The following is a 13,383-nucleotide window of genomic DNA, read 5'->3' as shown; positions in this document are numbered from 1 at the left end:
GTGGTTTTTTCAATTCTCTACAAAAATAGAATTTAATTTGTTAGGTAAAAAAAATCATTTATCTTTGTTAACCATTTGGTTAAACCTTATAGTTAAATATGAAATTAAAAACAAAAGATAGTAACACGGAAACAGACATTTTAAATGCCGCAGAAGTTATTTTTCAACGCAAAGGTTTGGATGGAGCACGAATGCAAGAAATTGCCGATGAGGCTGGCATTAACAAAGCCTTATTACATTATTATTTTAGAAGTAAACAACTACTTTTTGAAACTGTTTTTCATAAGGCATTTTCATTAATTGCCCCTCAAATTAAATCTATTTTAGACGACAATTCTTCCATTGAAGACAAGATTAAAAATTTTACACACAACTACATCACTTTTATTTCTGAGCATCCATATTTACCCAATTTTATTTTTCAAGAACTCAACAGAAATACAGACTTCATTTCAAAGGTCCAGAAAACGATTGGATTTCCAACTATCGATAAGTTTAAAAAACAACTTGAAAGAGAGGTGAAAAAAGGAACTGTTATACCCATAAAAGCAGAGCAGTTATTCATCAATATTTTAGCCTTGAACATCTTTCCCTTTTTAGCCAAACCATTAATCAAAAGTATTACAAATACCGACGAAAACACTTTTAATCACTTAATGGAAGAACGTAAAACGGAAGTCTCAAATTTTATTATCAATGCAATAAAACGGAAGTAATGAAAAACATAGCACTCATTTTACTTATACTATTCACTATTCCAATGTTAGCACAGGAAGAAATTTCTCTTGAAAAGTGTTATAATTTGGTGACTACGAATTATCCATTAGCAAAACAACATGAGTTATTGGCCAAACAAAACTCATTAGACATTGAAACCATTAAAACAGAAAAACTTCCTTCAATTGATTTAGCCGGACAAGCTACCTACCAATCTGACGTCATTGAATTCCCATTTTCAATTCCAAACATCACCGTTGAACCCTTAAACAAAGATCAATATAAGGCCACGTTAAACGTAAATCAATTAATTTATGCAGGTGGGGTTGTAAATGCGACTATCGAATTAAAAAAAGCAAATCTTAAAACCCAGCAAAAAGAAGTTGATGTTAGTTTATATTCTTTAAAAAATAAAATAAACCAAGTCTACTTTTCCATAATCCTCTTACAGGAAAAAACAGCATTACTCACCTCCAAAATAAAACAATTAGAAGCCAAATTAAGCGAAATAAAAGCAGGAATTCAATACGGCATTATATTGCCTGCCTCTGATCAAGTTCTAGAAGCTGAAATTTTAATAATTGAACAACAAATGCTAGAAACGAACCTCAACCGAACCTCGCTAATTTCTACCCTATCGTCATTAATTGGCAAGAAATTAGATAACGCAATCAAATTAGAAAAACCTTCGTATAACTTGAACTTTGCTTCAACTATTCAAAGACCAGAGTTAAATCTTTTTGAACTTAGAAAAGAACAAATCAATAAAACAGAAGTACTTACCAAGAAGTCAAAAGCTCCAAAACTGGTAGGTTTTGCCCAAGGTGGATATGGAAACCCGGGATTAAACATGCTTGACAATTCTTTTCAAACTTATTATATCGTTGGACTAAAACTGAACTGGAATGTATTTGATTGGAATGCCAATAAAAAACAAAGACAATCCTTAAAAATCAATAAAGACATAATTGACAATACTTCTGAAGTTTTTCAACTAAACACAAATATTGAATTGGAACAACAAAAATCAGAAATTGAAAAAATAACATCTTTTATTGCTACTGATAAAACTATTATTGAATTACGAAAAAAGGTTTTAGCAACAGCAGCATCTCAATTAAAACATGGAGTAATAACATCGTCTGCCTATATAACTGAACTGACCAATTTATACGAGGCAGAAAATAACTTAAGTACACATCAAACATTACTGTTAATGTCAAAAGCGAATTATCAGGTTACAAAAGGTTTATAGACATAACAAATAAACATAAACAACTATAAAATGAAAATCATAAAGAAAATAACAGCCTTAAGTGTCATTATAGGTTTTTTAATTTCCTGTAATAAAAGTGATAAAGCAGATGGCTACGGAAATTTTGAGGCAACTGAAATAACCATATCAGCCGAAAATAACGGGAAATTAATGCAATTTGACATTGAAGAAGGAGCTATACTAGAAATAGATCAATTTATAGGTTATGTTGACACGTTAGCTTTGTATTTAAAAAAAGAACAACTTCGCGTTTCTAAAATGGTAATTGGTTCAAAATCTAAAGGCGTATTATCACAAATAAATGTATTAAACGCACAACTGAAAACGGCAACTACTAATAAGAATCGTGTAGAGAATTTAATCAACGAGAATGCCGGAACACAAAAACAATTGGACGATGTACTTGGTGAAATTGATGTTATTAAAAATAGAATTAGGAGTGTAGAAATCCAAAATGCTCCTGTGGTAAACGAGTTAAAAAGCACTGATATTCAAATACAACAAATTCAGGATCAAATTGCCAAAAGCAAAATTTTCAATCCCATAAATGGAACGGTTTTAACGAAATACGCAGAACCAAATGAAATTACAACTTTTGGAAAACCACTTTACAAAATAGCAAATTTACAAACCATGCAATTACGTGTTTATGTAAGTGAAACCCAATTGCCAAAAATAAAAATAGGTCAAAAAGTAACTGTAAAAATTGACGACGAAGACACTATGAAATCTTATGATGGCGTAATTAGCTGGATTGCCTCTGAAGCCGAATTTACACCAAAAATTATCCAAACTAAAGAAGAACGCGTGGCACTAGTGTATGCGGTAAAAGTTGATGTAACAAATGATGGTAGTTTAAAAATTGGTATGCCAGCAGAAATGTGGATTGAAAAAAAGTAAACAGTCTTCAGTTGACACTAAGCAGTAAAAAAGATTTAAATAATCAAAATAACATGAAAAAAATAACATTTTTAATGATTGCATTTGCACTTGTTATTGCCGGATGCAAAGAAACCAAAAAAACAGAAACACCATTACCCGAACAACATGAACAACATGAAGATTCCCAAAAAAGTAGTGATTTAACCAATAGTTGGACAGAAAAAATAGCATTGGATGGAGATAAAAAATGGATAGCTAACAAAGAAACAAATAGGGGTGTAATCGCCATGTTATCGCTTATTAAATCTGACAAAAGCAATACTATTAATGAATACAAAAAACTGGGTGCTGCTCTAAATAAAGAAAAAAATACAATCATTAAAGAATGTACTATGAAAGGTCTTTCTCATGATAATTTACATGTGTTTTTAATGCCATTGATTGATAAAATTGAATTACTTCAAAGCACGGAAGATTTAGAAATTGACAATACACTTAAAGTAAGTTTAAAAAAGCATTTAGAATTATATCACACCTATTTTGAATAAGAAATAATAATGAAAAAAGTTGCCGCAATACTCGCTCTATTTATTGGCTTAATGTCCATTTTCGCAGGATCTAAAGTTCTATTAGGTATTGACACCAAACCCTATACTATTCTCAACTGGTTGGTGATTTACAATATACTATTAGGCGTGATCTCAGTTTTAACTTCCTTATTGATTTGGCGACAAAAGCCATCCGCTAAAACGATGATCCTCTATATCTTATTAATACATACGCTTATGCTACTATTTCTCTACTTTATTATTGATACTGTATCTTCAGAAAGTATTAAAGCAATGCTTTTTAGAGTAAGTGTTTGGACTTTAATTTTTGTACTCACCACTTACCCTAGTAAGCGTAAAAAGTTGAACGCCAATAAACCTGCCGCTCATGAGCATTAACCTCGAACATATCAGTAAAAGTTATGGAAAAATTGAAGCCCTAAAAGACATCTCTTTTAAAGTGCATCCAGGCGAATTATTTGGGTTAATTGGACCCGATGGTGCTGGTAAAACAACCTTATTTAGAATTTTGACAACACTTTTAATTGCTGATGAAGGCAAGGCGAACGTCACAGGTTTCGATGTTGTAAAAGATTATAAAAATATTAGAAAAAGCGTGGGTTACATGCCTGGAAAATTTTCTTTATACCAAGATTTAACTGTGGAAGAAAACCTTACGTTTTTTGCAACTATTTTTGGAACAACCATTGAAGAGAACTACGAATTAATCAAAGAAATTTACGTTCAAATTGAACCCTTTAAAAAACGAAGGGCTGGCAAACTTTCTGGGGGTATGAAGCAAAAACTGGCGTTATGCTGTGCTCTAATTCACAAACCGAAAGTATTGTTTTTAGATGAGCCTACCACTGGTGTTGACCCCGTTTCTCGAAAAGAATTCTGGGAAATGCTCAAACGATTACAACAAAAGGGAATCACCATTCTGGTTTCTACACCTTATATGGATGAAGCAGCTCTGTGCGATAGAATTGCATTGATTCAAGGTGGTGAAATTTTAGAAATTGACACACCCATTAATATCGTTAAACATTATCCTAAAGCAATCTATAACATAGGATCAAAAGACATGTATGAACTGCTTCAAAAACTAAAAGGATTTGAAAACACCTATACCATGTATCCGTTTGGAGAATTTGTTCATTATACAGATAAAAGAGATGATTTTAACCCAAATGAATTACAACAATACCTTGAAGAAAACGGATTAAAAGAGATAACTATAGAAAAAACGAAAGCCACCATAGAAGATACTTTTATGGAACTAGCAAAATGATGCAAGAAAACAACGTCATACAAGTAAAAGAATTGACAAAAAAATTTGGAGATTTCACCGCCGTTGATGCCATCACATTTGACGTAAAAAAAGGTGAAATATTTGGGTTTCTAGGAGCAAATGGTGCTGGTAAAACCACCGCCATGAAAATGTTAATTGGCATTTCAAACCCAACTTCTGGAGAGGCAAACGTAGCCGGTTTCAACGTTTTTACCAATGCCGAAGATGTTAAAAAAAACATTGGCTATATGAGTCAAAAATTTGCCTTATACGACGATTTATCAGTTAAAGAAAACATCACTTTTTTTGGTGGTATTTATGGTTTATCTAGAAAAAAAATTAAAGAAAAATCAAATGCCTTAATTAAAGAATTAGGTTTAGAAAAAATTGCAAATCACTTAGTAGGTTCCTTACCCTTAGGTTGGAAACAAAAAATAGCTTTTTCAGTTGCCTTATTACACGAACCAAAAATTGTGTTTTTAGACGAACCAACAGGAGGTGTAGATCCTATTACCAGAAGGCAATTTTGGGAAATGATTTATAAAGCATCCCATGAAGGCACCACCATTTTTGTGACTACACATTATATGGATGAGGCTGAATATTGCGATAGAGTATCTATTATGGTTAATGGTAAAATAGAAGCTTTAGACACTCCGAAAAAACTAAAAGAACAATTTAATGCAAAAAGCATGAATGATGTGTTTTTAAAATTAGCCAGAGGATGAAAAGATTTATAGGCTTTGTAAAAAAAGAATTCTACCATATCTTTAGAGATAAGCGTTCGTTATTTATCCTTTTCGGAATGCCTATTGCTCAAATATTACTATTTGGGTTTGCTATTACAAACGAAATTAACAATGTTGATATCGCTATTTTAGACCACTCAAAAGATGTAACAACACAGGAAATAATCCATAAAATTTCTGCATCAAATTATTTTAGTATCCATCAATTTCTCGAAAAAGAATCAGACATTGAATCAGTTTTTAAAAAGGGCAAGGTTAAAGCAGTATTAAATTTTGAAAAAGATTTCAGTAAGAATTTAATCAAAGAAAACCATTCAACCATACAAGTAATTACTGATGCTACAGACCCCAACACCGCCAATACAATTAGTAATTATGTAAATGCCATTCTTCAAAGTTATCTAAAAGAACAGAACAAAAATAGTAAAACACCCTATCAAATTATACCTCAGACACACATGGTCTATAATCCAGAATTAAAAAGTGTGTACATGTTTGTACCTGGTGTAATGACTATTATTTTGATGTTAGTTTCGGCCATGATGACTTCCATTTCGATTACACGCGAAAAAGAATTAGGAACTATGGAAATTCTATTAGTTTCTCCATTAAAACCATTTCAAGTAATTATTGGCAAAGTGTTCCCTTATATTTTTCTCTCCATTATAAATGCTGTCATCATTATCGTATTAAGCATTTTCATTTTTAAAATGCCAGTTCAAGGTAGTTTGTTTTTATTAGGAGTAGAAAGTGTCATCTTTATTATAACATCACTGGCTTTAGGTATTTTAATTTCAACCATTTCTGCAACACAACAAACCGCAATGATGATTTCTTTAATGGGATTGATGCTACCCGTTATTTTATTATCTGGTTTTATTTTTCCGGTATCAAGTATGCCGGTACCGTTACAGGTTATCAGTAATATTATTCCCGCAAAATGGTTTATTATTATTGTTAAAGGAATTATGCTAAAAGGCGTAGGATTGCAATTTATTTGGAAGGAAACGTTGATTTTATTAGGAATGACAGTGTTTTTTATTGGCTTGAGTATCAAAAAATATAAAATTAGACTGGAATAATGAAGCGATTAGGATATATCATACAAAAAGAATTCAAACAGATTTTTAGAAACAAGTCTATGTTGCCTATTATTTTTGTTATGCCATTAATTCAACTGCTAATATTAGCAAACGCAGCTACCTTTGATGTAAAAAACATCAAATTTGGATATATTGATTACGATCACAGCTCAACATCACGAGCCCTAATTGAAAAATTTCATGCTTCCACCTATTTTAATGTGGTTGCAAATTATCCATCGCAAAAATTAGCAAATGAGTCCATGCAAAAAGGCAGTGTTGATGTACTATTAGAAATTCCATCTTATTTTGAACGTAATTTGCAAAACGAAAAATTCAATAATTTAGGTGTCACTATAAATGCCATTGATGGAGCGGCCGCTGGTGTAGAAAATGTATATGTAACTCAGATCATTCAAAGTTTCAATAAGAAGCTTATGATCGATTTATTGCAAGTATCTGATCAGTCTCAAGTACAACCCATTAATATTACGACCATACCCTCCTTTTGGTATAACAAAACCTTGAATTACAAAACCTTTATGGTTCCCGGTATTTTAGTGTTGTTGGTTACTATGATCACACTTTTTCTTTCGGGTATGAATATTGTTCGAGAAAAAGAAATTGGCACATTAGAGCAAATTAATGTTACACCCATAAAAAAAAGCCAGTTTATTATTGGTAAACTTTTCCCTTTTTGGATTATCGGTTTGGCTTTGTTAACGGTTGGACTAATTATTTCAAAACTTGTGTTTAATGTTCCTATGGTTGGTAGTTTGGTATTAATGTATTTTTATACTTCCATTTATATTTTAGTCGTTTTAGGGATCGGTTTATTCATTTCAAACTTTACAGATACACAACAACAGGCCATGTTTATTGCATGGTTTTTTATGGTCATTTTTATTTTAATGAGTGGCTTGTTTACGCCTATTGAAAGTATGCCAAAATGGGCACAATACCTTACGGAATTTAACCCTATAAAATACTTTGTAGAAGTAATGCGAATGGTAATGTTAAAAGGTTCTGGGTTTGTAGATATTATTCCACAACTCTCCAAAACACTTCTATATGCCATTGTTATGAATGGATTGGCGGTTTGGAGTTATAAAAAAACCAACTAATTTTTTCTTGAAAATTAACAGACCAAAGCAAATAAAAGCATTTTCTATTTTGTAGTTTTGTATTTAGAATCATTCTAAAAAAGACATATGTTTGATATTGAAAAAATAAGAGCCGATTTTCCTATTCTAAAACGAAAAGTGAACGGTTACCCGTTAGTATATTTAGACAATGCAGCTACGTCTCAAACACCTCAGCTTGTAATTGATTCTATTGTAGATTATTACAGTAATTACAATGCTAATATTCACCGAGGGGTGCATACATTGAGCCAAGAAGCAACTGATGCTTACGAACAGGCTCGTCAGAAAATACAGCATCATTTTAATGCCGAACATGCCCATGAAATTATTTTCACTTCAGGTACAACACATGGCATTAATTTAGTAGCAAATGGATTTTCTTCAGTTTTAAAAAAAGGAGATGAAATTATTGTATCCGCTCTGGAACATCATTCCAATATTGTGCCTTGGCAAATGCTTTGCGAACGCACCGGAGCTATTTTAAAGGTAATTCCGATGAATATGGAAGGGGAATTAATAATGGATGCCTACGACAATTTACTTTCTGACAACACCAAATTAGTCTTTGTAAATCATATTTCTAATGCATTGGGTACCATAAACCCGATAAAAGAAATCATACAAAAAGCCCACAACGTTGGTGCTGCAGTTCTTATTGATGGAGCACAAGCAACCCCGCATATTAAAGCTGATTTACAAGATTTAGATGCCGATTTTTATGTAGCCTCTGCTCATAAAATGTGTGGACCAACGGGTGCTGGCTTTTTATACGGAAAAGAAGAATGGCTGAATAAATTACCTCCTTACCAAGGTGGTGGTGAAATGATTGCCGAAGTTTCTTTTGAAAAAACTACCTATGCGGGCTTACCTCATAAATTTGAAGCAGGCACACCTAACATTTGTGGTGGTATTGCTTTTGGTGTTGCGATTGATTATATGAACAGTATTGGTTTCGATAATATTGCCAATTATGAAAATGAATTATTAAAATACGCCACCGATAAACTTTTAGAGATCGATGGACTAAAAATTTACGGCCCCGACGTTGCGGGAGCCAAAACTTCAGTTATTTCCTTTAATATTGAAGGAATTCATCCTTATGATATTGGCTCAATAGTCGATAAACTAGGTGTTGCTGTGCGTACGGGTCACCATTGTGCTCAACCTATAATGGATTTTTTCAAGATTCCCGGAACTGTACGTGCTTCTTTTGCTTTTTACAATACCAAAGAAGAAGTTGATACATTGGTAGCCGCTGTGAAACGAGCTAAAGGCATGTTGAGTTAACTATTTTCTCCCAAAATCGGCAGGAATTTCGCCCCACGCTTTGGTTTCCCATTTTAAAACAGGTGTGGTATAGGTATTTTCTTTTAACCACTTTTCGGCACGTTTAATCATGTCGAATAAAGGTTTGTTTTCGTCGGTAATTTGCAAATTGGTGCGGCATTGTCCTTTTTTAGCCCAACTCATAGCAATTCTGGAGTCAGAGTAAATAGGTAAATCAATCTTCTTTTGTTTTAAATACCCCAATCCATGAACCAAAGCTAAAAACTCACCAATATTGTTAGTGCCTTTTTCAAACGGGCCTTGAATAAATAATTGAGACTTTGAATGTGTTTCTACACCTCTGTACTCCATTTTTCCAGGATTTCCACTACAAGCTGCATCAACCGATATAGAGGGCACAATTGGCTTCCCTATTTGTTTTAATTCCGCTGCTGAGAGTATTATTTTTTTTGTATCCTTCCCTTTGTAGTCATCATAATTTCCTTTAATGGCTTTTTCTGCTGCCTCTTTAGAAGCAAAAGATTTATATTGAGCTCCTGCAAAACCATCAATTTGTTTTTTACACGTATTCCATGAGGTAAAAACGCCTGTTTTTTTTCCTCTCCACACTACGTAAAACTTCTTTTTAGCCATTTTTAATTAGAATTCTATTTCTTATTTTTTTGCTTAATCAATTGTCAGGTCGAGCGTCCCGATTAATTCAGGAGAGACCTAGTTATAAACAGTGTATTGATAACCTCTCGACTCCGATCGAGGTGACACTAGGTGACATTGTCCTGATTGCTTTTATGTTTAAGAATTGTTTCTTCAATTACCCTAGGAAAATGTTCATATTCTAATTGATGTACCTTTTTAGCAACATCAGTAAAGTTATCATTTGAAGTAACCGCTACTTTCGCTTGAAAAATAATTGCACCTTCATCATAATTTTCATTTACAAAATGAATTGTTATTCCAGTTTCATCTTCTTTGTTAACAACAACTGATTTATGCACATTATCTCCGTACATTCCTTTCCCTCCATATTTTGGTAATAATGCGGGATGAATATTTATGATTTTATTACCGAAAGCTTCAATAATATTTTCAGGAATCTTCCATAAAAAACCTGCCAAAACAATATAGTCTGCTTCCGTTTTTAAAATATTTAAAACCTTATCCGATTTATAAAACGTATCTCTATCAAAACTATAACTACTGACATTCAGTCTTTTAGCTCTTTCTAAAACTTTGGCATCCTTCTTGTTTGACAGCACTTGTGTTATAGCAATAACATTACTTTTTTGAAAATACTTGATAATATTCTCGGCATTGGTTCCGGAGCCTGAGGCCAAAATAACAATTCTTTTCATTATTAATGTGTAAATTTGTATCACAAAAAAAAGAATTATTATTAACAAATACCGAGGAATAATCTAAAAGTTAAACTATTTTTTTTAAATTAGTCCTCATATTTTATTGGCAAATGAGTTATTTAACTTAAAGTTTTATATTTTTGCCAATAATTAAATTAAAAAATTATAAAAATTATGTCAGACATTGCATCAAGAGTAAAGGCTATTATCGTTGACAAACTAGGCGTTGACGAAAATGAAGTAACTAATGAAGCTAACTTTACTAACGATTTAGGAGCAGATTCTTTAGATACTGTAGAGTTAATTATGGAATTTGAAAAAGAATTTGATATTCAAATCCCAGACGATCAAGCAGAAAACATCGGAACTGTAGGTCAAGCAATCAGCTATATAGAAGAAGCTAAAAAGTAATCTAAAGATACTTAAACAGGAGTTACAAGCAAATCATTATCGTGGTTTGCTTGTATCTTTATCATCAATCAAAGAACCTTTCTTATTCATATGGAATTAAAACGAGTAGTTGTAACCGGACTAGGGGCTTTAACACCAATTGGTAATACCGTTGACGCTTACTGGAATAGTTTAGTAAACGGCGTTAGTGGTGCTGCACCTATTACCCATTTTGACGCAACCAAGTTTAAAACTCAGTTTGCATGTGAAATCAAAAATTTTAATCCTACTGACTTTTTTGACAGAAAGGAGGCACGTAAAATGGATAAGTTTACCCAGTATGCTATGGTAGCCTCTGACGAAGCTATTTTAGATTCAGGATTGGACTTAGAAACCTTAAACAAAGAACGCGTAGGCGTAATTTGGGGAGCAGGTATTGGAGGTCTCGAAACTTTTCAAAATGAAGTTTTAAATTTTGGAAGTGGAGATGGTACACCAAGATTCAACCCTTTCTTTATCCCTAAAATGATTGCCGATATTGCCCCAGGTAATATCTCAATCAAATATGGCTTTATGGGACCCAATTATACTACAGTTTCAGCATGTGCATCTTCCGCAAATGCGATGTTCGATGCTTTGAATTACATCCGTTTAGGACATTGTGATGTTATTGTTACTGGTGGTAGTGAAGCTGCCGTAACTATGGCAGGTATGGGTGGTTTTAACGCCATGCATGCATTATCAACTAGAAATGATAGTCCAGAAACAGCTTCAAGACCTTTTGACGCCACTAGAGATGGCTTTGTATTAGGAGAAGGTGCTGGGGCAATTGTTTTGGAAGAATATGAATATGCAAAAGCAAGAGGAGCAAAAATTTACGCTGAACTTATTGGTGGTGGTTTATCTTCTGATGCTTATCATATGACGGCACCTCATCCGGAAGGAAGAGGCGTAATTGTTGTGATGAAAAATTGCTTGGAAAACTCAGGTTTAAAACCTGAAGACGTTGACGCTATTAACACACATGGTACTTCTACTCCATTGGGCGATGTAGCAGAACTTAAGGCTATAAAAGAAGTTTTTGGAGAACATGCTAAAACCATTAACATCAACTCAACCAAATCCATGACTGGGCATTTATTGGGTGCTGCTGGTGCTATTGAAGCTATTTCCTCAATATTATCTATAAAGCATGGTATTGTTCCTCCAACAATCAATCATACTACTGTAGATGAAAATATTGACCCAAGCCTTAACTTAACACTTAACAAAGCTCAAAAAAGAGATGTTAAAGTGGTTATGAGTAATACCTTTGGATTTGGAGGACATAATGCATGTGTAGTTTTCAAGAAGCTAGACGCTTAAATAGAAAATGAGTTTTATTAGCAACATCTTAAAATCTCGCTCTGAACAGGACGAGAAATTTTTGGCTACAATAAGAAAAATTCTAGGTTTTAGACCGAATGATCTGAAATACTATAGAAAAGCATTCACACACAGTTCTGTAAAAAAAAAGACGGAAAAAGGAATCCCTTTAAATTACGAAAGATTAGAATTTTTAGGAGATGCCATTTTAAGCTCAACAATAGCATTATACTTATTTAAAGAAATTCCTGCAGGTTCTGAAGGAGACCTTACTCAATTACGTTCTAAAATTGTAAGCCGTGAACACTTAAATGAAATTGGCAGAGATTTGGCCTTAATTAATTTAATAGACAGTAATGTACCAAAGAAGAATTTTGGTGACAATGTACATGGTAACATGTTTGAGTCATTAGTAGGTGCTGTTTATATTGATAAAGGACATGAAGCTTGTCAAAAATTTATTAATAGAACAGTAATTGAACCATATGTTGATATTGAACGTTTAGAAGGCAAAATTACCAGTTACAAAAGTGTACTTATAGAATGGTGTCAGAAAGTTAAAAAACATATTAATTATGAAGTTTATGAAGACACCGGAAATGATACTATTAAACACTTTAGTGTAAAGTTATTTGTAGATAATAAGATTTTAGCGAAAGGAAGAGCAACATCTAAGAAAAAAGCGGAAGAAATAGCATCAAAACGTGCATATTTTAGATTACAAGACGTAATTTCATTATAATTTACAATTCGTGCAATTTACTACAAGGATTTCGTAAATATTTTCTCTTTTCTATAAAACAATCATTATTTTCGCATAAATTGTTTTGATTATGACTAAAGTACTATCATTAGGATTTGAATTTGAACATGATTACACCTTAATAGCAATTAATAGTACTTTAGAAGATTACAGACTTGCCTATTTACTGAATAGAGAATTTAATATCAGATTGAAATGTCAACCAGAGGGACTTTCATTTAAAGACAAAAACTGTACATTTACTTTTTTCGATTATGAATGTAGTTCTAGTTTCAGTTCATGGTCATTATTAGCCAATAAACTCATTTATACATCGGTGAGTATTAATGCAAATGATTTGTTTAAAGAAGAATCTAAAATAAATTATTTAATTAATGAAAAAAAAGAAATTGATTATTTTCTAAAAATTAATGGAGAAACTGAATTCGATGAATTTCAATTGATCAAAAAAATAAAAAGTATAAAAGGAGTAATAACTTCATTTAATGTTATTCCACAAACCTTAAAATCTAAAGATTATTTAATATTTTAAT

General features: G+C 32.5%; 16 protein-coding genes. 14 read left to right on the top strand and 2 right to left on the bottom strand.

The window, feature by feature from the left end:
• Positions 1-98: 98 nt before the first annotated feature.
• The 10 genes from D3P13_RS16465 to D3P13_RS16420 all read left to right on the top strand — a co-directional run bounded on the left by D3P13_RS16465 (position 99) and on the right by D3P13_RS16420 (position 8,977).
• Entirely contained in the window at positions 99-716 is a 618-nt protein-coding gene (locus D3P13_RS16465) for a TetR/AcrR family transcriptional regulator (RefSeq protein ID WP_117883966.1), read from the top strand.
• Positions 716-1,972: a TolC family protein gene (locus D3P13_RS16460; RefSeq protein ID WP_117883965.1), complete on the top strand. Its 1,257-nt coding sequence runs from the start codon at positions 716-718 to the stop codon at positions 1,970-1,972. Before D3P13_RS16465 ends, D3P13_RS16460 begins: the two co-directional genes overlap by 1 nt.
• 30 nt (positions 1,973-2,002) lie before the next feature.
• On the top strand, positions 2,003-2,893 hold the full coding sequence (locus D3P13_RS16455) for an HlyD family secretion protein (protein WP_117883964.1): 891 nt from the start codon (positions 2,003-2,005) through the stop codon (positions 2,891-2,893).
• A 53-nt stretch (positions 2,894-2,946) separates the two neighbouring features.
• On the top strand, positions 2,947-3,423 hold the full coding sequence (locus D3P13_RS16450; RefSeq protein ID WP_117883963.1) for a hypothetical protein: 477 nt from the start codon (positions 2,947-2,949) through the stop codon (positions 3,421-3,423).
• A 9-nt stretch (positions 3,424-3,432) separates the two neighbouring features.
• Complete coding sequence (locus tag D3P13_RS16445; RefSeq protein ID WP_117883962.1) at positions 3,433-3,822, top strand: hypothetical protein; 390 nt, start codon at positions 3,433-3,435, stop codon at positions 3,820-3,822.
• Positions 3,812-4,714 carry an ABC transporter ATP-binding protein gene (locus D3P13_RS16440; protein ID WP_117883961.1) on the top strand — a complete coding sequence of 301 codons (903 nt, stop codon included), beginning with the start codon at positions 3,812-3,814 and terminating at the stop codon, positions 4,712-4,714. Before D3P13_RS16445 ends, D3P13_RS16440 begins: the two co-directional genes overlap by 11 nt.
• Entirely contained in the window at positions 4,714-5,442 is a 729-nt protein-coding gene (locus tag D3P13_RS16435; protein WP_117883991.1) for an ABC transporter ATP-binding protein, read from the top strand. Before D3P13_RS16440 ends, D3P13_RS16435 begins: the two co-directional genes overlap by 1 nt.
• Positions 5,439-6,545, top strand: a complete 1,107-nt coding sequence (locus D3P13_RS16430) for an ABC transporter permease (RefSeq protein ID WP_117883960.1) — start codon at positions 5,439-5,441, stop codon at positions 6,543-6,545. Before D3P13_RS16435 ends, D3P13_RS16430 begins: the two co-directional genes overlap by 4 nt.
• Complete coding sequence (locus D3P13_RS16425) at positions 6,545-7,669, top strand: ABC transporter permease (RefSeq protein ID WP_117883959.1); 1,125 nt, start codon at positions 6,545-6,547, stop codon at positions 7,667-7,669. Before D3P13_RS16430 ends, D3P13_RS16425 begins: the two co-directional genes overlap by 1 nt.
• A gap of 87 nt (positions 7,670-7,756) precedes the next feature.
• Positions 7,757-8,977, top strand: coding sequence for an aminotransferase class V-fold PLP-dependent enzyme (locus D3P13_RS16420; protein WP_117883958.1), 1,221 nt, complete (start codon positions 7,757-7,759; stop codon positions 8,975-8,977).
• Here D3P13_RS16420 and D3P13_RS16415 read toward each other — a convergent pair whose 3' ends face one another.
• Positions 8,978-9,610 (bottom strand): ribonuclease H1 domain-containing protein, encoded by a 633-nt coding sequence (locus D3P13_RS16415; protein WP_117883957.1) that lies wholly within the window; start codon positions 9,608-9,610, stop codon positions 8,978-8,980.
• Positions 9,611-9,738: 128 nt separating this feature from the next.
• On the bottom strand, positions 9,739-10,329 hold the full coding sequence (gene purN / locus D3P13_RS16410) for a phosphoribosylglycinamide formyltransferase (RefSeq protein ID WP_117883956.1): 591 nt from the start codon (positions 10,327-10,329) through the stop codon (positions 9,739-9,741).
• Positions 10,330-10,506: 177 nt separating this feature from the next.
• Between purN and D3P13_RS16405 the strand changes: the two genes are divergently transcribed.
• From D3P13_RS16405 to D3P13_RS16390, 4 genes are all read left to right on the top strand, one after another.
• A complete protein-coding gene (locus tag D3P13_RS16405; RefSeq protein ID WP_117883955.1) occupies positions 10,507-10,743 on the top strand; it encodes an acyl carrier protein in 237 nt (78 codons plus the stop codon).
• A 90-nt stretch (positions 10,744-10,833) separates the two neighbouring features.
• Positions 10,834-12,087 carry a beta-ketoacyl-ACP synthase II gene (gene fabF / locus D3P13_RS16400; RefSeq protein ID WP_117883954.1) on the top strand — a complete coding sequence of 418 codons (1,254 nt, stop codon included), beginning with the start codon at positions 10,834-10,836 and terminating at the stop codon, positions 12,085-12,087.
• 7 nt (positions 12,088-12,094) lie between these two features.
• Positions 12,095-12,829 (top strand): ribonuclease III, encoded by a 735-nt coding sequence (gene rnc / locus D3P13_RS16395; protein ID WP_117883953.1) that lies wholly within the window; start codon positions 12,095-12,097, stop codon positions 12,827-12,829.
• Between the two features lie 91 nt (positions 12,830-12,920).
• On the top strand, positions 12,921-13,382 hold the full coding sequence (locus D3P13_RS16390) for an IPExxxVDY family protein (RefSeq protein WP_117883952.1): 462 nt from the start codon (positions 12,921-12,923) through the stop codon (positions 13,380-13,382).
• Position 13,383 lies beyond the last annotated feature (1 nt).

Source organism: Aureibaculum luteum (genome assembly GCF_003449015.1).
Classification (GTDB): domain Bacteria; phylum Bacteroidota; class Bacteroidia; order Flavobacteriales; family Flavobacteriaceae; genus Aureibaculum; species Aureibaculum luteum.
The sequence above is the reverse complement of the archived record's forward strand: the minus strand, read 5'-3'. Positions and strand labels throughout refer to the sequence as shown.

Coding starts and splice junctions, on each gene's coding strand:
- D3P13_RS16430 (WP_117883960.1), top strand. CDS start 5,439: ATGAAAAGATTTATAGGCTTTGTAAAAAAAGAATTCTACCATATCTTT.
- D3P13_RS16455 (WP_117883964.1), top strand. CDS start 2,003: ATGAAAATCATAAAGAAAATAACAGCCTTAAGTGTCATTATAGGTTTT.
- D3P13_RS16440 (WP_117883961.1), top strand. CDS start 3,812: ATGAGCATTAACCTCGAACATATCAGTAAAAGTTATGGAAAAATTGAA.
- D3P13_RS16405 (WP_117883955.1), top strand. CDS start 10,507: ATGTCAGACATTGCATCAAGAGTAAAGGCTATTATCGTTGACAAACTA.
- D3P13_RS16460 (WP_117883965.1), top strand. CDS start 716: ATGAAAAACATAGCACTCATTTTACTTATACTATTCACTATTCCAATG.
- D3P13_RS16435 (WP_117883991.1), top strand. CDS start 4,714: ATGCAAGAAAACAACGTCATACAAGTAAAAGAATTGACAAAAAAATTT.
- purN (WP_117883956.1), bottom strand. CDS start 10,329: ATGAAAAGAATTGTTATTTTGGCCTCAGGCTCCGGAACCAATGCCGAG.
- D3P13_RS16465 (WP_117883966.1), top strand. CDS start 99: ATGAAATTAAAAACAAAAGATAGTAACACGGAAACAGACATTTTAAAT.
- D3P13_RS16390 (WP_117883952.1), top strand. CDS start 12,921: ATGACTAAAGTACTATCATTAGGATTTGAATTTGAACATGATTACACC.
- rnc (WP_117883953.1), top strand. CDS start 12,095: ATGAGTTTTATTAGCAACATCTTAAAATCTCGCTCTGAACAGGACGAG.
- D3P13_RS16420 (WP_117883958.1), top strand. CDS start 7,757: ATGTTTGATATTGAAAAAATAAGAGCCGATTTTCCTATTCTAAAACGA.
- D3P13_RS16445 (WP_117883962.1), top strand. CDS start 3,433: ATGAAAAAAGTTGCCGCAATACTCGCTCTATTTATTGGCTTAATGTCC.
- D3P13_RS16415 (WP_117883957.1), bottom strand. CDS start 9,610: ATGGCTAAAAAGAAGTTTTACGTAGTGTGGAGAGGAAAAAAAACAGGC.
- D3P13_RS16425 (WP_117883959.1), top strand. CDS start 6,545: ATGAAGCGATTAGGATATATCATACAAAAAGAATTCAAACAGATTTTT.
- D3P13_RS16450 (WP_117883963.1), top strand. CDS start 2,947: ATGAAAAAAATAACATTTTTAATGATTGCATTTGCACTTGTTATTGCC.
- fabF (WP_117883954.1), top strand. CDS start 10,834: ATGGAATTAAAACGAGTAGTTGTAACCGGACTAGGGGCTTTAACACCA.